Here is a 25,787-nt window from a genome sequence, read left to right on the forward strand (position 1 = left end):
CCAGTGGTTGCTTCGCGAGGGGAGCCCGTCGTCCCGCCCCGACCTTGCCGTTATCGCGCACCGACCGGGCGACCTGCCGGTGCGCGGGGGGAACTACTTCTTCGCGGCGTTCAAAAGCTGTTCCGCACGAGCCGCGAGCGAACGGGCGTGTTCCACCCGGCCCGGGAACCCGGCGTGGGCGCTCGACTGCCCCTCGTAGGTGCGCCACGCGGAGAGTGCGGTCTGCCACTGGCTCGCGGCCTCCTGACGCAGCCGGGTGGCTTCCGGGCCGCTCGCCCGCTCCGCGCGGACCTGCGCTCGCTCCGCGATCTCATGCTTGCACAACGCCAGCAGCAGGGTTGCTTCGGCCAGGCCCACTTCCGACGCCGCCCGGTCCACGATGTACTGTGCCCCGGGCTGCTTCCACTGGGCCTCGATCTGGCCGAGCTTCTGGGCCACGAGTTCCTTGTTGTTCTGGATCTCCGCCCGGCGCGCTTCCGGGTACAGCTCGTTCATGGCGTCGACCCAGTCGCGGATCTGCTGGTCCGCGTCCTTGTTCAGCCGGAGCCGCTCCAGCCCCCTGGTGAACAGGTCTTGCTTGCTCACCAAGTCCGACGACGCGTCCTGGAACTGCCCGCGCTGGATCCGCTCGCGCGGGTTCGGGGGCTCGATGAACGAGCCCCCGATCGCCCCGGCCGCCATCGCCCAGAGCCGGCTCCGGGCCGGGGCGGCCTCTTCGATCAGAGTGTTCGGCACGCGGAACACGCCGAACGGGAGTTGGTCGCGCCGGAACGCATCGTACAGGCGCTGCCCGGTCTCGCCACGGTCGGAACCGCCGGCGTCCACCGGGAGCAGCGACCGCGCGACCCGTCCGTAAGCGAACGGCTCGTCGGGCGGGTTCCAGAACGCGGGCTTCGGGTCCGGGAACGCGGCCCGCAGCTTGGCGGCGTCGAACGCCAGGTTCACGTCCAGGTCGGCGCGAAGGCGGTCGCCGGCGGTCGCCATGCGCGGCGCCAGAGAGTTGACGGGCACGGCGAGGTAAACGGTGGCGGCCTTCGCGTCGGCGAGCGTCGCGCCCCCCGCGTTCGCCGGGTCCTCGAACCAGGCTTTCGCGGCGTCGGGGTTCGCGCGCAACTGCTTCAGGGTGAACGGAACCGCGGCCCCGCGCCACGGGTCGTACAGCCGCACGTCGTCGCCCGTTCGGACCCCGACCGCCCAGAACGGGCCGCGCGGGGCCAGCCCCGCGACGTTGGGGACGCCGGGGGCGTTGGCGGGCGCGGAGACCTGGAACACCACGTTCGCGGCGCCGGCGCCGGGGCGACCGACCAGACAGGCGTCGAGGTTCAACTGCTGGAGCAGGGCGAGCAGCACGTAGGCGCGCTCGAGCCCGGAGCCGGACCCGCGGCGCAGCACCGCGGTCGGCGCGACGGACGTTGTTCGGAAGGTGTGGACGACGGCGTTGCCGTTGAGCGGTTGGGCGCCGAGGTGCCACGCCCACGGCTGCAAGTACACTTGCCGGCACACCCACGCCAGGGCGATCTCGGCCCGGGCCTCGGGCGGCAGGGCGGCCAGCGCCAGCGACCGGGCCGCGTCCCGCAGGTACAGGCAGTCGGCGATGTAAACGCTGTCGTGGGCGGTGAAGGCCCCGGCACGCAGCTCCTCGCGGTCCTCCGGGGTGAGCGGCACGACCTCGGCGAGCTTCGCCAGGTCGGCTTCCGGCAGCGCCGGCAGTCGCTCCTTGTTTTCGGCGTTCAGCTCGGACCCCAGCGCCGTGAGCGCCACGCGGACGGTCGTCGGGTCGGTGTCCTTCTTGAGCCGCTGGGCGGCGTTGGCCCACGGGTTGACCTTCGGCCCCTCGGTTGCGGCGGGGCCGTCCACGTGGGCCGGGGGACGGCCGCACCCACCGGTGCCGGTGCCCGCGGCGAGGAGAAGGAGTATGAGTGTGGCTCGGGGCCGGCGGGCGCCGGGAGCGCGTTCGGTACGGTTCATGCGGGTCGGCTCAGGTGGCGGTGGCATCGTCGGGGCGGTTCAGTGCCGCGCGGACCCTCACGCACTCGGCGATCACGCGCGGCAGCACGTCGAGCGGGATCATGTTGGGGCCGTCGCTCTTGGCCTCGTCCGGGCGCGGGTGGGTTTCCAGGAACACCCCGTCGCACCCGGCGGCGACCGCGGCCCGGGTCACAACGGGGACCATCGCCCGGTCCCCGCCGGTGCGGTCCCCGAGCGCCCCTGGCTTCTGTACGCTGTGCGTGCCGTCAAAGATCACCGGCGCACCGGTTTCTTGCATCCACGGCACGGCCCGCATGTCGTTGACCAGCATCCCGTACCCGAACGTCGTGCCGCGTTCGGTGAGGAGGACGTTCCCGGTGCCGAACTCGGACAACTTCGCGACCACGTTCTTCATATCCCACGGGGCCATGAACTGCCCCTTTTTGACGTTCACCACCCGCCCGGTTCGGCCGCACGCCTCCAGCAGGTCCGTCTGGCGCGCGAGGAACGCCGGGACCTGGAGGATGTCGCACACCTCGGCGGCGGGCGCGGCCTGGGCGCACTCGTGGATGTCGGTGGTGACGGGGAGCCCGGTCGCGTCCTTCACCGCCGCGAGCGTTTTCAGCCCCTCCTGAAGTCCGGGGCCGCGGAACGACTTGCCCGAACTCCGGTTCGCCTTATCGAAGGACGCCTTGAACACCAACTGGAGGCCCAGCCGGTCCACGTAGCTCTTGAGGGTTTCGGCGATCCGCAGCGTGAGGTCGTGCGACTCGATCACGCACGGCCCGCAGATCCACAGCAGCGGCCCGCCCCCGCCGACGCGGTACGGACCCACCGTGACGGCTCGTTGCGGCTCCATTGGGGCAGTCCTCTCAATATTAAGGGAGAAAGCAACCGGTGCTGTACCGCCGAACGAAGGGCCCGTGCAACCCCAATGCGGGCGGGCGCGGATCGGAAAAAGTTGCTCTCGTTTTGTAAGAACGCAATTGGTACAGTCCGCCGCCTTCCCGGTCCCTGGCGGTTCCCACGGGGAGGGAAGGCCCCGCTCACGGACGGGCGGGTTACGGCAGGAGGTCGTCGCGTGGCTCGCCGTCGATTGCGCCACAAACTGATGCTGGGGCTGGTCCTCGTGGCCGTGAGCATCGGTCTGCTCGCCTGCGGCGCGGCGTACGGCCTGTACAACTACTACATCAGCTACAAGGTCACGCAGCGGAAGATCCAGGTATTTCAGGCCGTCGCCAAGCTTGTGGATGTTTTAAACAAGGTGGACCGGTCCAAGGATTCGAAACGGTACGAGCGGAACCTGATTCAAGTCGTCGAGGCGCAAAACCAGCTCAATGCTGTCAAGCAGCAAAACGAAGACGCAAGGAAAGCCGGTCTCGATCCTGACAATGCAGACATGGAGAACGGATTGGTGAGTCAGCTTGAGGGCGAGCTGGCTGCCTTGATGTCTGCGGTCGACAGCGACCTTAGGCCCACGGCGAGCTTGAACGGGGGAGACAACCCCGATCAGCTCATCCCGGTGCACAACAAGTGTGTGCAGATCGCCGAGGCACTCCGGCAGGCACAAGTTGACGACATCAAGCAGAGCTGCGACGAATCGAAGGCCGCCGTTTTCCGGGCGATTTGCCTGACGGGATTCGCAATGGGGTGGGCGCTGGCGCTCGTCGGCACCATGCTGTACTACTTCCGCGTGTGGATGTTCGCGCCCATCCGCGAACTGCAAGGCGGGGTGCAGCGGGTTCACAACGGCATCTTCAACCAGCCGATCGTGCTGGACTCCGGCGACGAGCTTCAGGAACTCGCGGACGAATTTAACGCGATGGTGGCGCGGCTCCATGCCGTTTACGCGGACCTGGCCCGACAGGTGACCGAGCGCAGCCGGCAGCTCGTGCGCTCGGAGCGGATGGTGTCCGTCGGGTTCCTGGCCGCCGGGGTCGCGCACGAGATCAACAACCCGCTCGCCAGCATCCTGTTCTGCTCCGAGGCGCTCGAACGCCGGCTCCAGGAAACACTTACGGCCCTGTCCGCCAACACCGCGGTCGCGCCGCCCGCCGACGCTGAGGTGCTGGCCCGTTACCTGAAGATGATTCAGCAGGAAGCGCTTCGCTGCAAGGACATCACCCAGAAGCTCCTCGACTTCAGCCGCACCGGCGATCGTAAGAAGGAACCCGCGGACCTCACGGGGCTCGTGAGCGGCGTGCTGGAAGTGGCGCGGCACCTGCCGTCCAGTCGCGGGAAGCTGGTGGCGTTCGAGCCGACCGGGTACATCGTGGCCCCGATCAACGCCCAGGACCTCAAGAGCGTGATTCTGAACCTGGTTGTGAACGCGCTCGACAGCATGGACGACGGGGGCCGGTTGGACATCACGCTGGGCACAGTCGCGGGGTACGCGGAACTGGCGTTCACCGACACCGGCTGCGGAATGGCGCCGGACGTGCTCGAGAACATCTTCGAGCCGTTCTACACGAAGAGCCGCACGGGCAAGGGGACCGGATTGGGGCTGTTCATCAGCCACCAGATTGTGGACCAGCACGGCGGCACCATCACCGCTTCCAGCCCCGGGCCGGGCGCCGGAAGCACGTTTACGGTTCGCATCCCGTTGCAAGTCGCGCCGGAAGTAGCGGACGCGCCGGCCGGGGACCCGGAAACCGATCCGGCACCCGCTGTACTGACGTTCCCTGGCGGGCGCAACGCGGCATAAGTGGGGTGCGAACGCGGCGAGTTCTGATTGACGATGGGCGGCGCGCAGGTCACGTCACTAATCGCACTCTCAACCTCACCGCTCGGGGACGACGAATCGGGGTTGTAAATACTGCAAGCCGGTTTATCTTCCCCTCCCGAACGAGACACCGGACGGACGAAACGGAGACCGCGAGTGGCTACCACACCCGCTCACAACCGACTGCGAATCCTGTTCGTCGACGACGAGACGCACCTGCGGGAGTTCATGCGATCGGAGCTGCCCCGCCTCGGGCACGAGGTCACCGTTTGCGCGGACAGCAAGGCCGGGATCGAGACCGTCAAGAAGCAGACGTTCGACGCGGCCATCCTCGACATGCGGATGGAGCACGATAAGGCCGGGCTCCAGGTGCTCGCCGCGCTCAAGCAGGTCGCCCCGGACACCGAAGCGGTCATCATGACCGGCTACGGCAGCACGGAGACCGCGGTCGAGGCGCTGCGCCTGGGAGCGTTCGACTACCTGACCAAGCCGTGCAAGCTGACCGACATCGAGGCGCTGCTCCTGCGCATCCAGGAGAAGCGGCGGCTGAAGCACAAGACCGCGGCGCTGGAGAGCCGGGTGCAGGCGGCCGAAGGGCCGGCCGGCCTGATCGGGGCCAGCGCGGCGATGGTGCCGGTCCAGCAGTTCATCCAGCGGGTCGGCCCGACCGACGGCCGGGTGCTCATCACCGGCGAGACCGGCACCGGTAAGGAAGTGGTCGCGCGGGCGCTGTACACGGCCAGCAAGCGCGCCGACATGCCGTTCGTGCCGGTGAACTGCGGCGCCCTCACGCAGTCCCTGGCCGAGAGCCAACTGTTCGGGCACAAGAAGGGCGCGTTCACCGGCGCCGACAAGGACCACAAAGGGTTCTTCGAGGTCGCCAACGGCGGCACCCTGTTCCTCGACGAGCTCGGGGAGCTCGACAAGAACCTTCAGGTGAAACTGCTCCGGTTCCTGGAGGCGGGCGAGATCCAGCGCCTGGGCGAGAGCCAGCCGATCACCGTGGACGTGCGGGTCATCAGCGCGACCAACAAGGACCTGCGGCAGATGGTCGCGGAGGGGCACTTCCGCGAGGACCTGCTGTACCGGCTGAACATGTTCCACGTCCACCTGCCCCCGCTGCGGGACCGGCGCGAGGACATTCCGGAACTGGCCCGGCACGCGCTGGCCCGGCACGCCAAGCGCCCGGTGGAGTCGGTCGCTCACCTGATTACGCCCGAGGCGTTTCAGGTGATGGTGAACCACGAGTTCAAGGGGAACGTGCGGGAGCTGGTGAACGCGATGGAGTACGCGTGGATCGTGTCGGGCGGCGGCGCGATCACCCCCGACTACCTGCCCCGCGAGATGGTGGCGCCCCGCGCCGCCGCGCCGGTCCCGATGGCGTACCCGGTGCCCGCGCCGGCGCCGGCCGCGTACCCCGTCGCCTACGCCGCGCCGCCGGCCCCGACGCTCCCGTTCCCGGGGGCGCCCGCGAACGATACAGGCACGGGCGGCCCGACGAAGTCGTTGGCGGACGTGGAAATGGAGTACATTCTTCAGGTGTACGCGAAGAACGGGATGAACAAGCAGAAGACCAGTGACGAACTCGGGATCAGCCTGAAGACGCTCTACAACAAGCTCCACAAGTACGAAGAGGAGCGCCAGCGCCGCGCCGGGTGAGGTGGGGGGCGGTTATGCGGTGAGCCACGGGACCGCGCGGCACGCCTGCCCGAGCGCGAAGCCCGTACCCGCGAGCACGACCATCCCGAGCGCGAGCCGCTGCCCGTGCCGGCGGTACGCGTCGCACTCGGCCGGGGCCGCGCAGACCCTCCACGGCCAGTGGACCCACGACACGTAGGTGAACAGCACGCAGGCGCCGAGCCACGCGGCGCCCTTCGCCGCCACCAGTGCGAGCCAGAGCGTGCTTGCGCCGTCCCACCGTAACCCCACGAGCGCGAACCCCGACAGCCCGCACGTCAGCAGCCCGGCGACGACGAAGTATCGCATGTTGTGGGCGAGGTGGGCTGAGAAGTGTTCGTACTCGGCCCGCGACCGGAAAAAGGCAAGCGCCTTTCCATCAACCACGAGCGTGCGGTAGAAGATCGCACCGAACCACGCCGCACCGGACAGCCCGTGTGTCCACACGAGCAGCATTTCGAGCGATTTCATGGCGACGGCTCCGGCGGGTAACCCCACCCCATTCACCGCCACACAGAGCGGTCGCACAACCGGAAACCGACTGTGTGTAATCGCGTTCCCGTTTGAGCGGCGTGTTCGCGCGAGCCGTGCGGGTGCGGTGTGGCCGGTGCGTCAGACGGTGCGGCTGAGTGCGACCGCGTGCGCTTTCGTCGCGTTCGGGTCATCGACTTGGTTGGTCCGCGCGATGATCGCGGTGATGTTGTCTTGCCCGCCCGCTTCATTGGCCGCTTCGATCAGCGTCTTGACCGCGAGGGCAGGGCTGCCGGACCGCTTCAGGATCGTTAACAGCTCTTCGTCGGTAAGCCGACGGGTGAGCCCGTCGGTGCAAAGTAACAACTCATCGCCGGCTTGGAGCGTGGTGTGGTGCAGTTCGGGCGTCACTTCTTTTTGGCCGGCGCCGATGCAGTTCCACAGGGCGTGACCCAGCCCCGCGGCTTCGGCCTGGGACGCCGTTAGCACGCCCTCATCGACGGCCCGCTGGGCCAGGGTGTGGTCGGTGGTCAGGCGGGTCAGCGTGTCGCCGCGGCGGATGTAACACCGGCTGTCACCGGCGTGGACCACGTAGAGCCGCGGCCACAGGAGGCACGCCAGGGTGAGTGTCGTGCCCATGCGCCGGAACCGCGAGTGCTCGGCAGCGTCCTTCACGGTGTCCTGGGTCACCTGCACGGCTTTTCGCAACTCGTGCTCCAGTTCCACTTCGCGGCCGTCTTGGTAGCGGTAGAACCAGGGCATCGTCTTGGCGACGTACCACGAGATCGTTTCGACCGCGAGGCCGCTCGCCACCTCGCCCCCGGACATCCCGCCCATCCCGTCGGCGACGACGAACAGGTGCCCCGTTACCCCTGACTTCCAACCGCCGTCCTCGGACGGGAGCAGGCTCGTCTGCGTCACCCGGAGCTGCTTCACGAGGTCGGCGATCAGGAAATGGTCCTCGTTGTTCTTGCGCACACGGCCGATATCGGTGGAGCCGGCGGATTCGACCGTCACTCTCATTGTGGCGACTCCCGCTGAGGTGCAGACACGCATTCCGATGAGCAACCGTCGTGCCTTGGGCTACCGTTTGAGCCCCAGCTGAATCAGTTCGCCGGTGAAGTTGGGCTTCGGGGTCACCCAGTTGCCGACTTTTCCGCCCCCGCCGTTCACCCCGGCCGCCAGCCCCCGCGTGAGTGCGAACCAGCAAAAGTAGCAGTGGTTCGTGGTCGCACCGGGCAGGGCATTCGGGTCGCGTTGGAGGATCTCGTCCCGGATCGCCGACAGGCCGTCGCGGAAGATCGTGCCGACAACCGGGTGCGCGCGGGCCGACCGGATGATCTCTTCCACGCTGTCGGTGTAGATGTTGCCGATGGTGAGCTGGTCGAGGTCGGACGCGAACCCGCAGCACGGCTTCACTTCACCCTTGGGGTTCACGATGAGTGCCTGTCCCGGCCCCTCGCAGTAATCCTCCTCGAACCAGGTGCCGTCCCACGGGTCGCCGGGGAGGTCTTCCGCCCGCTCCACCGTCGCGAGGTGGTTCCAGCACGCGGTCATCGTGAGGTCGTCGCTCACAACCAAGTACCGTCCGAGCAGCTTCGACCACTCCACCACGCCGTCCAGAGCCGCAGCCAGACGGCGGATCGGTTCCAGGCCCTTGTGCGGGTCGCGGCTCGCGTAACTCAGTGACAGAACGGTGTCACGCGCGAACACCCCGCGGGTGACCCGACAGAACTCGGCGAGCTTGCCGATGTCCATTCCGTGAAACTTATCGACGCTGAGGCCGATCTTGCCCGAGAAGCCGGCGTCGCGGAGCGCCGTGAGCACCCGTTCGGCGTGTGCGGCGTCGGCGTGCCATACGCCGTTCGTCATCAGCTTGTCGAACTTGAACCCGAGTTCCGCCGCGCGCGCCGTCAGGGCGTTGAGGAACGCGGGGTACAGGAACGGCTCGCCGCCCGTGAACCCGAGCGTCCCGATCCCCGCCTCGTGCGCCTGTTCGAGGAACCGCAGCGCGGTCGGGATGTCGAGCCGGTCGGTCCACTCGATCGGGACGCAGCAGTGCGGGCACGCGAGGTTGCACTGGTAGGTGCCCGCGAACGAGAGGTAGTTCGGCCGGAACGTGCGCTCGAGGGCGGGCGCTCGCTTGTCGCCGCGGCTCAGGGTCGGTTTCAGATCACGCATGGGAGCTTCCAGGGGGCACCCCGGGCCGGTGGGCCGCGCCGCGGTTAGGCGCGACACGCCGCCTCGTCGTACTTTATCAACCCCGCCGCGGTTGCGGGTAACGGGTTGTGCGGTGCGCAGTGATTCTCGCCCGTCACGGGGCGGGGATTTCTCCTTGTGAACTGCACCATCAGGTGACAAAATCGGCAAGGTGCGCGTGTTGTTCCCGGCACACCGGTCACGGACAGAAGTGGGTACCGCCATGCGTGGCTCCAAACTGCGGTTGTTGTCGGCCGGGGCGCTTGCGGCCCTGTTCGCGTGGCTCGTCACGTGGGCCGGGCACGTCGCGAACGGTCAACCGGCAGTGATCGGCGTCGCGCAAGCCAAAAAGGACGGCAAGGACGACAAAAACAAGAAGGAAGATCGCTCCGAACTCGACGAGAACTTGCCGTTCTCGGTCCCCTACGACCGCGACGCCAAGAACCAGCTCAAGGCGGCCCGCGACTACCTCGACTTCAAGGACCCGCCGTACAACACCATCTGCCCGCTCCTCCAGAACATCCTTGACGCCAAGAGCGACACGTTCTTCGATGTGAAGTACAAAGTCGGCGAGACGGTCCGCATCAACCGGATTAGCGTCAAAACCGAAGCCAACCGCATCATCGCGGAGTTCAAGCCCGAAGGGCTCCAATTCTATCAGCAGGCGTATGGGGCGACCGCGTCGGCGCTGCTCGACGACGCCATCAAGGCGAACTGCGACCTGGCGCTGCTGTCCGACGTGTCGCAGCGGTACTTCAACACCAAGGCCGGGGCCGAGGCCACCGTCCTGCTCGGAACCCTTCACCTCGAACGCGGGAACTACCTCGAGGCGGCGTATGCGTTCGAGCGCCTGTTGCCCCGCAAAGACGTTGAAGACATTCTGACGCCGCGGACCCTGTTCAAGACCGCACTGGCCTTCAAACGGAGCGGTGACCCGCGGCACGCGGACCTTTACAAGCCCACCGAAGAAAAGCTGTTCAAGGCCGCGCGGGACGGGATCAGGTTCGGTCGAACGCTGTACAGCCTTGACCGGCTGCGGTCGGAACTGGCCCGCCCGGTGGAACTGGTGCGCGCCACCACGGTCGTGGGCGAGTGGGCGCAGCGCGGCGGCAACCCCGGCCGCAACGCGGTCGTGGACGGCGGGCCGCCGTTTCTCGACAAGGTGTTCGGGTTCCCGATGTTCTACTCGGGCGACGATGAGGCCAACCTGTGGATCAAGGGCGAATTGGAGAAACTGTTCGCCCGCGACGCCCGCGCCCCCAACAGCACCCCGCTGCCGGGCACCTTCCCGGTGACCACCGGCGACACCATCGTGTTCCGCAGTTACGACGGCGTGTACGGGGTTGCTACCCGCGACCGGGTGCAGGGCGGGCGCGTCGTACGTGCCGGCGAAATCCTCTGGCGGTCCAAAACGACGGCGGGCTTGTACCAGCTCATCAAGAGCGACGAGACCCACGACGTGGACATGAGCCGGGACGCAAAGAGCTGGTGGGGCACGTACAACACCCGCACCGTCAAGGTCCACAACATCCTGCACGAGAACCCGCTGATCGGGTCGCTGTCGCACGACGGCCAGAACGTGTACTTCGTGGACGACCTCGCGATCACGCCGCCCCCCGTTTACAACAACCCGGAGTTCGGCATCAACGCCGGGCCGCAGTTCCGTCATTCGGGTGACCTGGCGGACATGGTGCGGGCCGGCCGGCTCGCCGCGGTCGACATCAAGAGCGGCAACATCCGCTGGGAACTCGGCCGCGTCAAGGCGCCGCCGCCGGAGAGCGACGGGAAGGCGGCGGTCCCCGCGGCGCTGCCGAGCCCACTCACCGAAGAAGAAGCCGACAAGAACACCGACGCGTTCCGGCTGTGCCTGGACGCGGTGTTCCTCGGCGCGCCGATGCCGCTCAACGGCAAGCTGTACGTGCTCATCGAGCAGGCCGGGGTGATGCGGCTCCTGTGCCTGGACCCGAGGAACTTGGTGAAGGTCCCGGGGCCGGACCCGACACCGAAGCCGGTCTTGGTCTGGACCCAGAAGCTCGGGAAACCGAACAGCACCCTGCCGACCGACTCGGTGCGGCGGTACCAGGGCTGCACGCTCGCCGCCAGCGACGGCATCATCATCTGCCCGACCAACTCCGGCGTGGTGGTGGCCGTGGATGTGATGTCGCGGAGTCTGCTGTGGGCGCACGGGTACCGGCAGGTGTCGCCGGCGCCGCCCCGATCGTTCGACCCGAACACCGGTATGCCGATCGTTCCGGAGCAGCTCCCCGACGACCGGTGGCGCTCGGCGGGGCCGATCGTGAGCGGCGGGCGCGTGATCCTGACCGCCTACGACTCGCGCAAGCTCGAGTGCCTCGACCTGCGCACCGGCAAGATCCTCTGGACCGTGAACCACGACGCCAGCGACCTCTACGTCGGCGGGGTCGCCAACGACCGCGTGATCGTGGTCGGCAAGAACCAGATGCGGGCCTACCGGCTCGGCGGCGAGGACACCGACAAGAAGGCCCCGAAGGTGGCGTGGGGGCCGGTCGCCATCCCGACCCCGACCGGGCACGGGGCGGTCGGCCGTAACGCGTTTTACGTACCGGTGCGCCAGGACGCCGCCGGCCGGGACGCCGTTCCGTCGGCCGAGATCTGGGCGATCAACATCGAGGACGGCAAGGTTCTCTCGAAGACCGGCGCCCGCAAGCGGAGCGGCACGGAGACCCTCGCCCGGTACGGGCTCGGGAACCTCGTGTTCCAGGACGGCATGGTGTACGCGCAGTCCCCCTGGGAGGTGACCGCGTACCCGCAACTGAAGCTCAAGATCGCGGAGATGAACAAGCTCCTCGACAAGAACCCGAAGGACCCGCTCGGCCTTCTGGCGCGCGGCGAGCTCCGGCTGGACGACGGCAAACTCAAGGACGCGATCGCGGACTTCAAGGACGCCGAGCGGAACAACCTGCCGGTCGAGAAGAAGCCGCTCCTCCGCGAGAAGCTCTACATCGCGTACACGGAACTGCTCCGGGCCGACTTCAACAGCGGCGAGAGCGTGTTGCCGGAGTACGAGGCGCTGTGCGACCTGCCGGCGCTCGGCGAAGAGTCGCCCGAGGACAAGGTGCGCCGCGAGGACGAGATCCGCCGCCGCAAGCGGCTGTACTACTACCTGCTCGCCCGCGGGCGCGAGACCCAGGAGCGGCTCGGCGAGGCGTTCGAGCACTACCTCGCCCTGGCGAACCTCGGCGAGGGCAAGCAGCTCCTCGACATGCCCGACGAGCCCAACGTGAAGATGCGCCCGGACGTGTGGGCGCGGGGGCGGCTCGAGGCCATGATCCGTCGTGCCGCGACGCCCGAGGCCAAAAAGTCGCTCGAGACGCGCGTCGAAAAGGAGTGGGACCTCGTGAAGGGCGGGACGGACCTGGGGCGGCTCCGCGAGTTCGTCGCGGTGTTCGGGCCGTTCTTCGCCTCCGGCATCGAGGCCCAGTTCAAACTGGCCGATGTGCTCCTCTCGACCAACAACGAGGCCGACGCGCGCGAAGCCCAGACGTGCTTGGCGCACCTCCGCGCCAGCTCCGAGGACGTTACGACCCGCGCCCGCGCCACCGAAGCGCTGGCACAAGTGATGATCAAGGGCCGCATGATGGAGGACGCGGTCGGGCTGTACCTCCAACTCGGTAAGGAGTACCCGAACGTCGTGGTCCGCGACGGCAAGACCGGGGCCGACTTCCTTACCAATCTGCTCACCGACAAGCGGTTGTTGCCGTTCCTGGAGCCGAGCTGCTACCCGCTGCCCACCCGGGTGAAGGCGGAAATGGCCGGCCCCTCCGCCAACATGAATAACGGCTCGCAGATCGAGATCGAATCCCCACCCGATCTGTTCCCGGCGTACCGGCGGCTCCGGTACACGCTCGACGGCAGCACCGGGCTGTTCGCGCTCCGCGCGTTCGACCGCTCCACCGGGGCCGTGCGGGCCACGTTCCCGCACATGCAGAGCCCGAACATTCTCTCGCGGAACGGGCAGCCGATTCCGTGGTCGCGGTTCGTGCAGGGGCACGGGCACCTGATGCTGGTGCAGATGGGGTTGACGCTGTACTGCTACGACCTCGCCGAGAAGAAGGTGCTATGGGACAAGAACCTGATGCCCGACAACCCGCTCCAGCCCGGGGGCAGCTATCAGATCGATGTCCTGCCCAACGGGGACTGTGAGCTGTACTTGCTGCCGAACGCCCAGAAAATACCTCTGGGCCGGTCGGCGGTGCTCCAAGCGGGGTACTGTGCCGTTCTCACGTCCGACGGGCTGGAAGCCGTCGAACCGGTCAGCCGGCGCGTGCTGTGGGTCCGCAAGAACGTTTCCGATCGCACGTCTCTGTTCGGGGACGGGCGGTACATCGCGCTGGTTGACGTGGACTCGAGCACGCGGAAGCCGGTGTCCGCAAAGCTGATCCGAGCGGTGGACGGGGTGCAGGTGGAGGGCTCGCCCGATTCCGGTGACGTGCTCAAGAACGCGCGGTCGTACCGCCTCTTCGGGCGGCACGCGCTGATCACCTCCGGCACGGACAACGAGCCCCGCGTGCTCCGGCTGTACGACCTCGCCACGGGCAAGGACGTTTGGAAGAAGGAGTACGATCCCAAGGCGGTGCCGATCACCGCGCCGCTCAACCCCGACTGGACCGGTGCCCTCAAGGCCGACGGCACCGCAGAGGTGCTCTCGATCCGCACCGGGGAGACGATCACGACGCTGAAGCTCGACCCCAAGAACTTCGAGGCCCACTTGGTGCCGTGTGTCGGTGCGCAGGTGCTGGCCGACGGTGATCGGTTTTACTTGATCCTGGACCGTGATCCGAATGCGGCGTCAACAACCGGTAACCGACCGGTGCAGGTGCAAAACAACGCGATGCTGCGCGCGCAAAAGGTCAACGGGCCGGTTTACGCTTTCGACCGCGTTTCCGGGAAGCGGTTGTGGCATTACGAGGGGGTGCTCGAGCACCAGTGGCTCGTGCTCGAACAGTTCGCCGAGTTGCCGGTGCTCATCGCGTCGGCGCCCGTGATGAACCAGAATAACGTTTACAGCCACGCGATTGTCGTCATCGAGAAGGAGCGCGGCCGGCTGATTCTCGAGACGTCGGTTGTATACAACGGCAACTTGTTCCAAAGTCTTGCCATTGACCCGAAGAACGGCACGATTCGGATGAGCCGGTTCGACACCAGCGTTCTGATCTCGCCCGATGAGAAGAAGCCGTAAGGCGGACCGGCGTGGGACGTGCGGCCGACGAGGCTGCTGTTGTGTTCTTTCTGCTGTTACGAGTGAGAGCTGCCCCCGCGTAATGCGTATTGCGCGGGGGCGGCTCACTCGTGGAATTCAGCACCTTCGATGTTCGGCGGCGGAGGTGCTGCGGATGGCCGGCGCGGAACTGCAAGCGATGTTCGACCGCGAGTTCCGCGGGCACATCGAGCGGTTGCGGGAGCCACTCGTGGCGGCTCTCCGCAAGCTGATCGCCACGCCCTTGCCCGCCGGCGAGTTCGAGGTGCTGTCGTTCGAGATGCAGGCCGACTGGCGTGACTTCCCGGTGTACGCATTCGCGATGGACCGTGAGGCCGTCAACGAGGAGTACTTCGAGCCGCCGTTCAAAGGCAACGTCCTTCCGAGGGCTGGCCCCCTGATACCGAAGGGAAGCATCGATCAGGATCGATACGAAGACAGCGGCGTAGCGACGTTCGAGAGCGGGGCGCGGGTGCTGGCCGAGTGGTTCGGGGAGTGCTGGCACGCGGCTGGCGGGGTGGGATTCCAACTGCCAGCGTACATCAGCCTGCACGATGGCTCTCGGTACTTCGACCTGCGCGCCCGTCGATGGGTGCGGGCCATTGAGCTCGGGGCGTAGCAAGACCCCGGAGCCGTCGCTGTGACGGACCAGCCCGCGTCGTTTGTTTCTCGCTACCCACCGGACGTCGTTATAGGCTGCGAGCGTCGCACCCGGGGCGATGGATCGTCTATTGGGTTGCTTAGTGCCGTGCGATCGGCGCGCAGTGCTTCGGCAGTTGTTGACGAACGTTTCCGTCTCTCGGCCGGCCTTTCTCGGTTTTGAGTGGGCATTTCCTATCCACCGGTGTTAACGTTTTTCTCGCCGTTCGTCTCTGACCTACCCTCCCAGGTTCGGCCCGTGCGGCAGCCACGGCACCGCCAATGGACTTTTTGTGGAGAAACTCATGCCCCGTAGCTGGTTGCTCGCAGCCCTCGCGGCGTGTGTGACGGTCGGCCTCGTCGCCGTTCCATCACCCCAACCCGTTACCGCCGCCGCGCCCCAAGACGACGCCAAGAAGAAGTTCAAGAAGGACGTCGAGGCGTCGATCGAGAAAGGGTTGGAGTACCTGAAAAAGATTCAGGCGCAGGACGGGCACTGGGAGGCCCAGGGGGGGCAGTACCCGACCAGCATGACGGCGCTGGCCGGGATGGCGTTCCTGATGGAGGGGAGCACGCTGAAGGAGGGCAAGTACTCGGACCAGGTGAAGAAGGCGGTGGACTGGTTCCTGGCGCCGGCCCGGCAGCAGCCCAACGGCATGATTGGCGACGTGCGCAACCCCACCGAGCAGACCCGGTACATGTACGGCCAGGGGTTCGGCACCATGTTCCTGGCGAGCGTGTACGGCGAGGAGGAGGACAAGGAGCAGCGGGAGAAACTGGAGAAGCTGCTCAAGAAGGCGGTCGAGTTCATCTGCAAGGCGCAGACGCTCAAGAAGCACCGCAAGGCCGAGGGCAAGGAGGTGGACATCGGCGGGTGGGGGTACGTGAGCGCCGCCGAGGGCAACAACTTCGACGAGGGGTCCGTCACCATCACCGCCCTCCAGGGGCTCCGCGCTGCCCGCAACGCCGGCATCCCCGTCCCCAAAGAGAACATCGACCGCGCCGTCAACTACCTCGAAGCCTGCACCACCCCGAAGGGGGGGATCATCTACAGCTACGCCGGCGGCGGCGGGGCGGTCGGCGAGAACGGGCGCCCGCCCCTCACCGCGGCGGCGGTCTGCTGCGGGTTCAGCGCCGGGCAGTACAAGAGCGAACTGCCGAAGCGGTGGATCAAGTACTGTAAGGACAACATTCCGGTTGGTAAGGGGCGGCAGAGCCACGACGAGTACCAGACCTACTACTTCTCGCAGGCCGTGTACGCCCTCGGGGACGACAAGTACCTGGAGATGTTCCCGCTCCTGAAGGCCGACGGGAAGACGCCGAAGGTGTACGGCGATCTGACGGCCGGCGAGAAGGACCAACTGCTGACCTGGAGCGGTTACAAGGACGCCACGTTCCAGACCATTCTCGACAACCAGGACAAAACCAACGGGTCGTGGAGCCAGGGGTACATCGGGCCGGTTTACACCACGAGCATCAATCTCTGCATCCTTCAGTTAGAAAAGGCGATCCTGCCCATCTATCAGAAGTAGCGCCGGGCGCCGGCGGTCGGGGTTGTAACGCCGACCGCCGCCGGCACGTGCCGGCGGCGGGGCAAAATCCGCAGTTCGCACGCGACGGCCCTCCCCGGCACACGGTACTTTTATCCCTAAACTCGACCCAAATTACCACCTCCGAGGGCGGTGACCGCGATGAGCAAGACACCCGAGATGGCCCCGAGCGATATGGACGCGATCCAGAAGCTCAAGACCGCGTTCGACAACATCAAGAAGCAGCTCACGCGGGTCATCGTCGGCCAGGACATGGTGATCGAGGAACTGCTCATCGCGCTCTTCAGCAAGGGCCACTGCATGCTCGAGGGCGTGCCGGGCCTTGCGAAGACGCTCATGATCAGCACCCTGTCGCGGTGCCTGTCGCTGGAGTTCAGCCGCATCCAGTTCACCCCGGACCTGATGCCGGCGGACATCACCGGCACGGACTTCATCGAGAAGAACCCGGCGACCGGCTCGTTCGAGCTGCTGTTCCGGCCCGGCCCGCTGTTCGCCAACATGGTGCTGGCCGACGAGATCAACCGGACCCCGCCCCGCACCCAGGCGGCGCTCCTCGAAGCGATGCAGGAGCGGCAGGTGTCCGTCGGCCGCGTCCGCCACAAGCTCGCCAACCCGTTCTTCGTGCTCGCGACCCAGAACCCGATCGAACAGGAAGGGACCTACCCGCTGCCCGAGGCGCAGCAGGACCGGTTCATGTTCAAGGTGTACGTGAAGTACCCGAAGTTCGAGGAGGAGTTCGAGATCGCCCGCCGCACCACCGGCGTGACCGCCGACGAGATCACCCCGGTGCTGACCGGCGAGCAGATCCAGGAGATCCAGCAGCTCGTCCGCAAGGTGCCGGTGACCGACCACGTCATCCACTACTGCCTCGCGCTGGTCCGGCAGACCCGCATCGGCGAGCCCGGCGTCCCGAAGTTCGTCAAGGACTGGCTGAGCTGGGGCGCTGGCCCGCGCGCCGTGCAGAACCTGATCCTGGCCGGCAAGGCCCGCGCGCTGCTGTACGGCCGCGGGCACGTCACGACCGAGGACATCAAGGAGCTGGCGCTGCCCGTGCTCCGGCACCGCATCCTGACCAACTTCACCGCCGCCTCCGAGGGCATCAACACCGACATGGTGGTCAAGAAGCTCATTGAGGAGACGCCGGACAAGGAGGGGTCGCTGATCAGCGACCCGCGGTTCCAGAAGATCTTCTCCTCGTGACCGGGGTCCCCAGTTCCAGGTTCCACGTTCCAAGTTGGGAACCCGGATCGGCCCCTCCGACGCGCAACTTGGAACGTGGAACCTGGAACTGGAACTTCCGATGGCCAAGCGCCGCCAAGAGCCCGAGAACCCGCGCCGGTTCCTCGACCCCAAGGTGATCGCCCGGGTCTCGCAGCTCGACCTGCGGGCCCGGTACGCGGTCGAGGGGTTCATCTCCGGGATGCACCGGAGCCCCGTGTACGGGCAGAGCGTCCAGTTCGTCCAGCACCGCGAGTATATGCCCGGCGACGACCTGCGCCGCATCGACTGGAAGGTGTGGTCGCGGTCCGACAAGTTCGTCATCAAGCAGTACGAGGCGGAGACGAACCTGCGCTCCTACGTCGTCGTGGACGCCAGCGAGTCCATGCTCTACGGGCGGGACAAGCACCGCCGCGCCGGCACGCTGTACAAGTACGACTATGTGGCCACCGCCGCGGCGTGCCTGGCGTACCTGACCATCAAGCAGCAGGACTCGTGCGGCCTGGTCACGTTCGACTCGGACGTGCGCGAGGCGATCCCGCCGCGCAGCTCGCAGCGGCACATGGACGCCGTCACCAAGGCGCTCCACGTGTCGGACCCGCGCGAGAAGACCGACATGGTCAAGATCATGCGGCAGGTCGCGGAGGCCATGCCGGCCCGCGGGCTGGTGCTGGTCTTCTCCGACTTCCTGTGCGACCGCGCGGAGCTGTTCAAAGGGCTGGAGATGCTGCGGCACCGCCGGCACGACGTGATGGCGTTCCACATCCTCGACGACGACGAGCTGCTGTTCCCGTTCGGCGGCATGACGAAGTTCGAGGGGCTGGAGGCGCAGCCCGACCTCCTGTGCGACCCGCGGGCGCTGCGCGACGGCTACCTGGAGGAGCTGGAGCTGTACCTGACCGAGGTGCGCCGCGGCTGCACCCGGATCGGCGTAGACTACACGCTGCTCCGCACCAGCGATTACATGGACGCGGTCCTGTCGAAGTTCCTGTTCGAGCGGATGTCCACCCGGGCCGCCCCCGCGCGGCGCTGATGTCGAACGCGGGGTGCGGGCCACGGCGTCCCTCGCCCCCGACCCCCTTCGGTTTTTCGTCCGCGGCCCGCGTTCCGAACTTCTGAGACTCCGATGCTGTCGCTGTTCCTCAACCCGTGGACGTTCCTCGCCGGCGCGGCGCTGATCGGCGCGCCGATCGTCATCCACCTCATCAACCGGATCCGGTTCCGGCGGGTGCAGTGGGCGGCGATGGAGTTCCTGCTGAAGGCGCAGAAGCGGATGCGCCGCCGCAAGATCCTCGAGCAGCTCCTGCTCCTGCTCCTGCGGTGCCTGATCGTGTTCCTCGTCGGGCTGCTGCTCGGGCGGTTCCTCGGGTGCAACTCCGGGCAGGGCAAGGAGACCCGCGCGACGACGCACCTCGTCATCCTCGACGACTCGCCCAGCATGGCGGACGTGTGGCGCGACGAGGGGGCGCAGACGGACGCCTTCGCCGTCGGCAAACGGCTGATCCACGAGAAGCTGATGCGGGCGGCGGGCGAGGCGGCCACGGCCCAGACGTTCCAGGTGATGCGCACCTCGGAACTCGGTAAGCCGTTCCCGGCGAAGGCCGAAGAGGCCAAGGTCAACGCCGCCGCGATCGAGGCGATGGAGGGGCACCTCGCCCAGTTCCAGGTGTCCACCGTCCGGCGGAGCCTGCGGGACGCCCTCGACGCCGCGAAGGCCCACATGGCCAACGTGCCGGCGGGCGAGGCGAAGGTGATTCACGTCCTGTCGGACCTCCGCAACGTGGACTGGGCCGAGGACGGGCAGGCCGTCAACGACAAGCTCACCGAGCTGAAAGACGGCGGCGCGACGGTCCACCTGATCGACGTGGCCCCCCCGGCGCGCAAGCCGGACCGCAAGTCGCCGCCGTTCACCGACAACGTGGCGATCGTGGAGGTGAAGCCCCGCAACCGCGTCGTGGCCGCCAACCAGCAGACCGAACTCGAGGTGCGGCTCAAGAACTACGGCAGCACCGACCTCAAGGAGGTGCGGGTCGAGTTCTACGTCAACGGCGAGATGCGCCGCGACATCTCGCTGGTGGTCCCGAGCCTGCCCGCGAACCAGGAGCGGGTGGCCACGTGCCAGGCGACGTTCACCCAGGTCGGCACCCGCGAGAAGCCGCTGGACCGGTTCAACCTCGTGACCGCGGTGCTCGCCGTCCCCGAGCCGGGCGGCCTCGCCATCGACAACGTCCGCCACGCCGTGGTCGAGGTGCGGCCGAAGCTCCAGGTGCTGGTGGTGGACGGCCGGGTGGACAAGCGCGACAAGCAGGACGGCGACAGCTTCTACCTGCGCCGCCTGTTCATCGACTCGTTCGGGGGCATCGAGTGGGTCACCACCGAACCCCCCAAACTGGACGGGCTGGACCTGCGCCCGTTCACGACGGTCTACCTGCTGAACGTGCCGACCCTGTCGCCGGGGGCGGTGACGAACCTGGAGCAGTTCGTCTCGAACGGCGGCGGGGTGGGCGTTTTCCTCGGCCCCGACGTTAAGCCCGACGAGTACACGGCCCGGATGTACAAGGGCGGGGCCGGGTTCTTCCCGGTGCCGCTGCCGGCGAAGTTCACAGACGAGCTGAAGCCCGAGCAGAAGACCGCGCGTGAACTGGCGTTCGGGAAGCGGGTGATCCTGCGCGACCCGGCGAACCGGCAGCACCCGGCGCTGTCCGCGATCTACACCAACGAGCGCGGCGGCACCGCCAAGGACAGCGAGGTGGAGCGGTACTTCCTGTTCACCAACATCGACTTCTACTGGCCGGTGGCCCGGCGCGGCGGCTGGCGCGAGGACAAGTTGGTGCGGGAGCTGTACTGCATGCCCAACGAGAAGCCGATCGCCGAGTTCGAGGAGCGGGCGCGGAACCTCGTGATTGAGGTGAAGAAGCGGTACAACGAGCCGAAGTTCGAGAAGGCCCGCAAGTACCTGGACCCGTTGCTCCGGCAGATCCAGGAGACGCCCGCGCAGGTGGGCATCCCGCTGTCGGTGCTGGCCCGGTACCTCGACCAGCTCCTGTGCGACCAGATCAACGACGGCGACGAGAGCGAGCCGGTGCTGCGCGACTTCTGGAGCCAGCCGGAACTGGCCGAGGTGCGCCCGCAGGCGACGGCCCTGCGCGACGAGGCCAAGTTCGGCGACCCGCTGTACATCGTGAAGGAGTTCGGGCGCGGGCGGGTGGCGGTGATGACCACCGACGCCGGCGGCACCCACAGCCCCGGGAACAAGCAGTGGACGGACTGGCCGTCGGGTAAGGGGAGCCCCGGCTGGGTCGTGGTCGTCAGCGAGATGCAGAAGTACCTGTCCGGCGGCGGCGCGGAAGGGAACCTGGCGCTGGGCGACCGGTTCTTCGCCGAGTTCGAGGCCACCCGGTACAAGCCGTTCGCGGCCCGGCACCTGCTGACCGCGGACGTGGCGAAGGCCGAGGGCGGGCGCGCCCTGCTCACCCTCAAGCCGCTGACCGATCAGGTGCTCGATCAGCCCGCGAACCCGCCCGACGCCGCACCGGACGCGCCGCGCCGGCCGCTCCAGCTCGCGTACACCGACGCCCGGGTGCCGGGCGCCTACCTCTTCTCCCTGACGCGCCTGAAGGGCGACAAGGACCCGCCGGGCACCCCCGCCGAGCAGCCCGATTACGCGGCGGTCGCGTTCAACGTGGACGCGATGCGCGAGGGCGACCTGCGGCGCGCGAACACCGACGACCTGGCGCAGTGGACCAACAAGGCCCCGATCCACAACACCGAGGACCTCTCGTGGCTCGACGACTTCAAGCAGAAGCCGTCGGACATGTCGAGCCGGCGGTGGCTGTACTTCCTGCTCCTGCTGGTGCTGATCGCCGAGCAGGCGTGGGCCGTCCGGATGAGCTACCACACCAAGCCGGAAGACCTGGAGGCGCTGGCCCCCAGCGCCGCCGCCGCGTTCCAGCCGCGGTCCACCCCGCTCCCGACCGAGGCCGCCGCGGACGAACCGGTCGGCGCCGGCGCGTGACGTGACCGCGCCGGTTCGGCCCTCGCCTGAGCGGTGAGGGCGACCGCACACAGGTAGGCAGGCATGCGGCCCCGACGCGCGGGCCGCGCCAGACCGCAGACGAACACAACGACCGCACCGGCGGGCAGGCAGATGAACGAAACCGCGACGACCCGAAAGACCGAGTACGTGTTCCGCCGGCTGGTCGATTCGTTCGACCAGTTCGGGCAGGACCTGCTCTCCGCGCTCGCGCTGAACGCCTTTTCGCTGGCGCTCATCGGCGCGCTCGCGCTGGTCGTGCTCGCGCGCGTCGGGTACCGCCTGGCGTCGCCCGGCCGCCCGCTCAAGACCGGCGTCTCGGACGCGTCCGCGTTCGGGGTGGTGTGGGGCGTGGTCGGCTCACTGGCCGTGTTCGCCGTCCTCGTCGAGTCCCTGGTGCTGCTCGCCGCAGCCCGCGGGGGCGACACCGACATGCCGCTCTGGCGGCTGCTCGTCTCCGTAGCGGTGGTGCCGCTGGGCGCGCTGACCGCGCTGGCCGCACTGTTCGCCGTGTTCAAAATCCTGTTCCCGCGGCGCACCGCGGCGTCCCCGCCGCGGGACCTCCCGGCCGTCGCGCTCGCCCTCCTGACGGGACTGCTCGTCGGCACGCTCGTCGTGTGGTGGGTGGTATCGTACTTCGGGGTGGACGCCCAGCAGGCGAAGGGCGAGGCCGATTCGCTGGCCACCACCGGCGACCTGAACAAGGTCAAGTGGCTGGTGCTCGTCGCCTTCGTGTTCGGCGCCGGCGCGCTCTTCACGTTGTTCACTTACATCCTCGACATGCGGACCGCGCCGTGGTTCGTGGCGGTGCCGCTCGCGCTGGTCCGCACCTCCGTGTACGGCGCCCTTTGTGTCCTGTTCTTGCTGCCGGCCGAGCAGACGTGGGAGGAGACGAACAAGCAGTCCCGGGTGGTGATCCTGCTCGACATCACCCCGAGCGTGACCGCCGTGAGCGACGAGGCCGGCGCGACCGCCAAGAAGCGGATCGACGTGCTCATCGAGTTCCTGACCGACGAGAAGGTCGCGTTCCTGAAGAACCTACTCGACAAGAACCCGGTGGCGGTGTACGCGTTCGGCACCCGGCTCGACGAGGCGCCGGCGCTGATCCCGCGCGGCGCCCCGGTGTGGTCGAAGGGCGAGTGGGACTCGTTCCGCCGCTACGACTTCAAGCCGTTCGTCCTGAAAGGGCTGTCGGACGCCGGCCAGGCGCAGCTCCGGCAGTCGTCGAAGTGGGGCGACGGGCCGGGCACCGCGGACTGGGCGCAGGAGTGGTTCGCGCGGCGCGGCGACGGCGAACTGAAGGCGTTCACGAGCCTGGAGTCCGACGCCGACGTGGAGGCGCTCCGCAAGAACCTCGACAAGCTCGACAAGCGCATCGACGTGGCCCGCACCATCACGCTCGGCACCAACGTGCCCGACGCCGTGACCGCCGCGGTCACCCGCGAGGCGTCCAACATGGTGCAGGGGATCGTCGTCCTGTCGGACGGGCGCAGCAACCTGGGCTCGGAGTCGAGTTACGCCGAACTGCGGGACCGGGCGGGCAAGGAGAAGATTCCGGTGTTCACGGTCGTGGTCGGCGAGGACCGCGAGCGCGTCGCCATCAGCGTCACCGACATCCAGGCCCCCGACGCCGCGCCCATCGACGAGGCGTGGAAGTTCATCGTCGAGGCCGACGGCCAGAACCTCGCGAACAAGGAAGTCGAGGTGCTGCTCGACCTGTACGCCCCGGGCAACACCCCCGTGCCGGGCCGGGACGTGAAGGACCTCACCCCGAACGAGACGTTCCGGCAGAAGCTCGTGTTCGCGCCGGGGGACCCGCCGCACGGGCAGGTCGAGTTCGTCATCGACCCGGCGAAGCTCCCCGAGAAGCTCACCGAGCCGTCGAAGGACGCCGCGATCCCGAAGCCGGTTCTGAAGGAGGGCAAGTGGGCCGCGCGGGCGCGGATCGCCCGGGACCCGCAGGAGGCGTTCCCCGACCCCGAACACTTCAGCACGGTGCGCGAGGTCAGCGTGCTCCGGCAGAAGCTCAAGATCCTGCTCGTCGCGGGGGCGCCGAGCCGCGAGTTCACGTTCCTCCGCACGCTGCTCGCCCGTGAAGTTCAGGAGCAGCGGGCCACGCTCACCACGTTCGTGCAGAACGAGGCCGGCACCACCGGGAAGCTCACCGCGGAGCAGGACGAGGTCGTGATCCGCCGGTTCCCGACCCACTTCGACCTGCGGTCCAACAAGGGCGTGGACCCGGCCGACCGGCCGTACAACATGAACGAGTACGACGTGATGATCGCGTTCGACCCGGACTGGTCGGAGCTGTCGGCCCAGCAGGCCGAGGACCTGAGCCGGTGGGTGCGCGAGGGCGGCGGCGGGCTGATCTTCGTGGCCGGGCCGATCAACACGTTCCAGCTCGCCCGGGTGGAGGAGAACAGCAAGCACGACCCGCTGCTGAAGATCCTGCCGGTGCAGCCGGCGGACATCATCGCCCAGCGGATCAAGCCGATCCCGAAGTCCCCGCGGCGCCTGTACCTGAACCCGAAGGCCATTATCGGCTCGGACCTGCTGCGGCTCGACGACCGGGTGCAGGACGACCCGATCGCGGGGTGGGAGCGGTTCTTCACCGACCGGGACCGCCACGTCAAGGACCCGGACGACCGCGTCGAGCTGTACCCGACCCGCGGGTTCTTCTCCTGCTACCCCCTCAAGCCGGACGTGGGCATCGGCGGGGTGAAGGCGGGCAGCGCGGTGCTCGCGGAGTTCGCGGACGTGGGCGACAACAACGAGGTCGTGAAACTCCCGTATGTGGTGACCAACAACCCGTCCGCGGCGTACCGCACCTGCTACATCGGTTCGGGCGAGTTCCACAAGATGCGGTCCTACGAGCCGGGCGAGGGCACCGGCCGGGAGTTCTTCGAGCGCGTCTGGATCAAGATGATCAAGTACATGGGCGGGAAGCGCAACGTGAAGGCGCCCCGCGGCCGCTTACTGGTGGGCAAAGAGGCTGTCGCCGGGGCGCCGCTGCGGGTCCAGGCCCGCGTGCTCAACGAGAGCGCCAAGCCCTACGAGGTCACCGCGCCGCCGCCGAAGTTCCTGGTGGTGCAGGAGCCGAAGCAGGGCGACAAGCGGACGTTCGGCCCGTTCGACATGGCCGCGAAGCCCAACCCGGGCGGCGGGTTCGATGGATACTACGCCGGCCAAGTGCTGCTCGACCCCAAACAGTTCGCCGCGGACGACTCGAACTACCGGGTCGAGATCGAGATCCCCGACTCGGCCGGCGACAAGCTGACCGGCGAGTTCAAGATTCGCGCCGCGGACCCGGAGATGGACAACAAGCGCCCCGACTTCGGCGCGATGGTGCGGATGGCCAGCGAGTTCGACAAGGATTTCCAGGCCCGGCTCACCGACAAGGTGAAGAGCGAGTTGGGGACCAAACTGCCGAAAGAGGGCAACGTGCCCCGGCTCGCGTTCAAGGCCACCGACCACGAACTGCTGAAGCTGATCCCCGAGTGCATGAAGACCGAGACCCGCAACACCGAGGTCCGCGGGCCGGTCAACGACCTGTGGGACAAGCCGCTGCGGTTCAGCGTCGGCGGGCTGGAGGTGCGGCTGCTCGACTTCGACCTGACCGCCGAGCGGCTCGCGGTGGGGCTCAACATCGCCCTCGTGGCGGCGCTGGTGCTGATGGTGGCGCGCGGGGTGTGGGCCAGCGTGTACGAGCGCATCGGACGGACGCCGTGGCTGGTCGTGATGATCGCGGTGATGGCCGTTGAGGTCGTCGCGCTGGTCGGGCTCGGCGTGATGGTCGGGGTCGGAGAACTCGACTGGTGGTACTTCATGGTCGCCGTCGGGGTGTTCCTGACCCAGGTGCTCGCGTTCCGGGCCGACTGGGGCAGCGGGCTGCTGATCCTCGGGGCCGCGCTGCTCGCGGCCGTTGCTGTGAAGGTTGTGGCCCACCGCACGCAGTTTAGCGGCGACAACGTGCAGATCAGCTTCGCGCTGCTCGCCGTGGTGTCGCTGCTCTCGCTCGAGTGGCTCACCCGCAAAGTGTCCCGCTTGGCGTAACGGACAGGTTGGCGCGCCGCG

Annotated in this window: 14 protein-coding genes; 9 read left to right on the plus strand and 5 right to left on the minus strand. The window is 67.7% G+C overall.

Annotated elements, in window-relative coordinates; all coding sequences use genetic code 11:
* Window positions 1–93 precede the first annotated feature (93 nt).
* Together R5W23_RS04385 and kdsA are read right to left on the minus strand one after the other, a co-directional pair.
* Window positions 94–1,968: a hypothetical protein gene (locus tag R5W23_RS04385; protein WP_320685277.1), complete on the minus strand. Its 1,875-nt coding sequence runs from the start codon at window positions 1,966–1,968 to the stop codon at window positions 94–96.
* A 10-nt stretch (window positions 1,969–1,978) separates the two neighbouring features.
* Window positions 1,979–2,827, minus strand: coding sequence for a 3-deoxy-8-phosphooctulonate synthase (kdsA, locus tag R5W23_RS04390; protein ID WP_320685278.1), 849 nt, complete (start codon window positions 2,825–2,827; stop codon window positions 1,979–1,981).
* A 222-nt stretch (window positions 2,828–3,049) separates the two neighbouring features.
* On the opposite strand from kdsA, the gene R5W23_RS04395 reads away from it, so the two are divergent.
* Both R5W23_RS04395 and R5W23_RS04400 read left to right on the plus strand, forming a co-directional pair.
* Entirely contained in the window at window positions 3,050–4,672 is a 1,623-nt protein-coding gene (locus R5W23_RS04395) for a HAMP domain-containing sensor histidine kinase (RefSeq protein ID WP_320685279.1), read from the plus strand.
* Window positions 4,673–4,846: 174 nt separating this feature from the next.
* Window positions 4,847–6,349, plus strand: a complete 1,503-nt coding sequence (locus tag R5W23_RS04400; RefSeq protein WP_320685280.1) for a sigma-54-dependent transcriptional regulator — start codon at window positions 4,847–4,849, stop codon at window positions 6,347–6,349.
* Window positions 6,350–6,361: 12 nt separating this feature from the next.
* On the opposite strand, the gene R5W23_RS04405 is transcribed toward R5W23_RS04400, so the two are convergent.
* The 3 genes from R5W23_RS04405 to R5W23_RS04415 form a co-directional block, all read right to left on the minus strand.
* Window positions 6,362–6,838: a hypothetical protein gene (locus R5W23_RS04405; protein WP_320685281.1), complete on the minus strand. Its 477-nt coding sequence runs from the start codon at window positions 6,836–6,838 to the stop codon at window positions 6,362–6,364.
* Between the two features lie 141 nt (window positions 6,839–6,979).
* Window positions 6,980–7,861 carry a PP2C family protein-serine/threonine phosphatase gene (locus R5W23_RS04410; RefSeq protein ID WP_320685282.1) on the minus strand — a complete coding sequence of 294 codons (882 nt, stop codon included), beginning with the start codon at window positions 7,859–7,861 and terminating at the stop codon, window positions 6,980–6,982.
* A 60-nt stretch (window positions 7,862–7,921) separates the two neighbouring features.
* Window positions 7,922–9,019: a radical SAM protein gene (locus R5W23_RS04415; protein ID WP_320685283.1), complete on the minus strand. Its 1,098-nt coding sequence runs from the start codon at window positions 9,017–9,019 to the stop codon at window positions 7,922–7,924.
* Window positions 9,020–9,260: 241 nt separating this feature from the next.
* On the opposite strand from R5W23_RS04415, the gene R5W23_RS04420 reads away from it, so the two are divergent.
* The 7 genes from R5W23_RS04420 to R5W23_RS04450 all read left to right on the plus strand — a co-directional run bounded on the left by R5W23_RS04420 (window position 9,261) and on the right by R5W23_RS04450 (window position 25,766).
* The gene (locus R5W23_RS04420; RefSeq protein WP_320685284.1) at window positions 9,261–14,255 is read left to right on the plus strand and encodes an outer membrane protein assembly factor BamB family protein; all 4,995 of its coding nucleotides are present in this window, start codon (window positions 9,261–9,263) and stop codon (window positions 14,253–14,255) included.
* Between the two features lie 154 nt (window positions 14,256–14,409).
* Entirely contained in the window at window positions 14,410–14,892 is a 483-nt protein-coding gene (locus tag R5W23_RS04425) for a hypothetical protein (RefSeq protein WP_320685285.1), read from the plus strand.
* A gap of 325 nt (window positions 14,893–15,217) precedes the next feature.
* On the plus strand, window positions 15,218–16,444 hold the full coding sequence (locus R5W23_RS04430; protein WP_261185410.1) for a prenyltransferase/squalene oxidase repeat-containing protein: 1,227 nt from the start codon (window positions 15,218–15,220) through the stop codon (window positions 16,442–16,444).
* Window positions 16,445–16,603: 159 nt separating this feature from the next.
* Window positions 16,604–17,662, plus strand: a complete 1,059-nt coding sequence (locus R5W23_RS04435; protein WP_261185409.1) for an AAA family ATPase — start codon at window positions 16,604–16,606, stop codon at window positions 17,660–17,662.
* Window positions 17,663–17,762: 100 nt separating this feature from the next.
* Window positions 17,763–18,713 (plus strand): DUF58 domain-containing protein, encoded by a 951-nt coding sequence (locus R5W23_RS04440; protein ID WP_010042329.1) that lies wholly within the window; start codon window positions 17,763–17,765, stop codon window positions 18,711–18,713.
* 93 nt (window positions 18,714–18,806) lie between these two features.
* Window positions 18,807–21,695 carry a BatA domain-containing protein gene (locus R5W23_RS04445; RefSeq protein WP_320685286.1) on the plus strand — a complete coding sequence of 963 codons (2,889 nt, stop codon included), beginning with the start codon at window positions 18,807–18,809 and terminating at the stop codon, window positions 21,693–21,695.
* Between the two features lie 132 nt (window positions 21,696–21,827).
* Window positions 21,828–25,766 carry a hypothetical protein gene (locus tag R5W23_RS04450; protein ID WP_320685287.1) on the plus strand — a complete coding sequence of 1,313 codons (3,939 nt, stop codon included), beginning with the start codon at window positions 21,828–21,830 and terminating at the stop codon, window positions 25,764–25,766.
* Window positions 25,767–25,787 lie beyond the last annotated feature (21 nt).

Origin of the sequence: Gemmata algarum, from assembly GCF_034097035.1 — a bacterium.
In the GTDB taxonomy this organism is placed as follows: domain Bacteria; phylum Planctomycetota; class Planctomycetia; order Gemmatales; family Gemmataceae; genus Gemmata; species Gemmata algarum.

Excerpts from the sequence above, each read along its gene's own strand:
- R5W23_RS04385 (WP_320685277.1), bottom strand. The coding sequence starts at position 1,968 with ATGAACCGTACCGAACGCGCTCCCGGCGCCCGCCGGCCCCGAGCCACA.
- kdsA (WP_320685278.1), bottom strand. The coding sequence starts at position 2,827 with ATGGAGCCGCAACGAGCCGTCACGGTGGGTCCGTACCGCGTCGGCGGG.
- R5W23_RS04405 (WP_320685281.1), bottom strand. The coding sequence starts at position 6,838 with ATGAAATCGCTCGAAATGCTGCTCGTGTGGACACACGGGCTGTCCGGT.
- R5W23_RS04410 (WP_320685282.1), bottom strand. The coding sequence starts at position 7,861 with ATGAGAGTGACGGTCGAATCCGCCGGCTCCACCGATATCGGCCGTGTG.
- R5W23_RS04415 (WP_320685283.1), bottom strand. The coding sequence starts at position 9,019 with ATGCGTGATCTGAAACCGACCCTGAGCCGCGGCGACAAGCGAGCGCCC.
- R5W23_RS04420 (WP_320685284.1), top strand. The coding sequence starts at position 9,261 with ATGCGTGGCTCCAAACTGCGGTTGTTGTCGGCCGGGGCGCTTGCGGCC.
- R5W23_RS04425 (WP_320685285.1), top strand. The coding sequence starts at position 14,410 with ATGGCCGGCGCGGAACTGCAAGCGATGTTCGACCGCGAGTTCCGCGGG.
- R5W23_RS04430 (WP_261185410.1), top strand. The coding sequence starts at position 15,218 with ATGCCCCGTAGCTGGTTGCTCGCAGCCCTCGCGGCGTGTGTGACGGTC.
- R5W23_RS04435 (WP_261185409.1), top strand. The coding sequence starts at position 16,604 with ATGAGCAAGACACCCGAGATGGCCCCGAGCGATATGGACGCGATCCAG.
- R5W23_RS04440 (WP_010042329.1), top strand. The coding sequence starts at position 17,763 with ATGGCCAAGCGCCGCCAAGAGCCCGAGAACCCGCGCCGGTTCCTCGAC.
- R5W23_RS04445 (WP_320685286.1), top strand. The coding sequence starts at position 18,807 with ATGCTGTCGCTGTTCCTCAACCCGTGGACGTTCCTCGCCGGCGCGGCG.
- R5W23_RS04450 (WP_320685287.1), top strand. The coding sequence starts at position 21,828 with ATGAACGAAACCGCGACGACCCGAAAGACCGAGTACGTGTTCCGCCGG.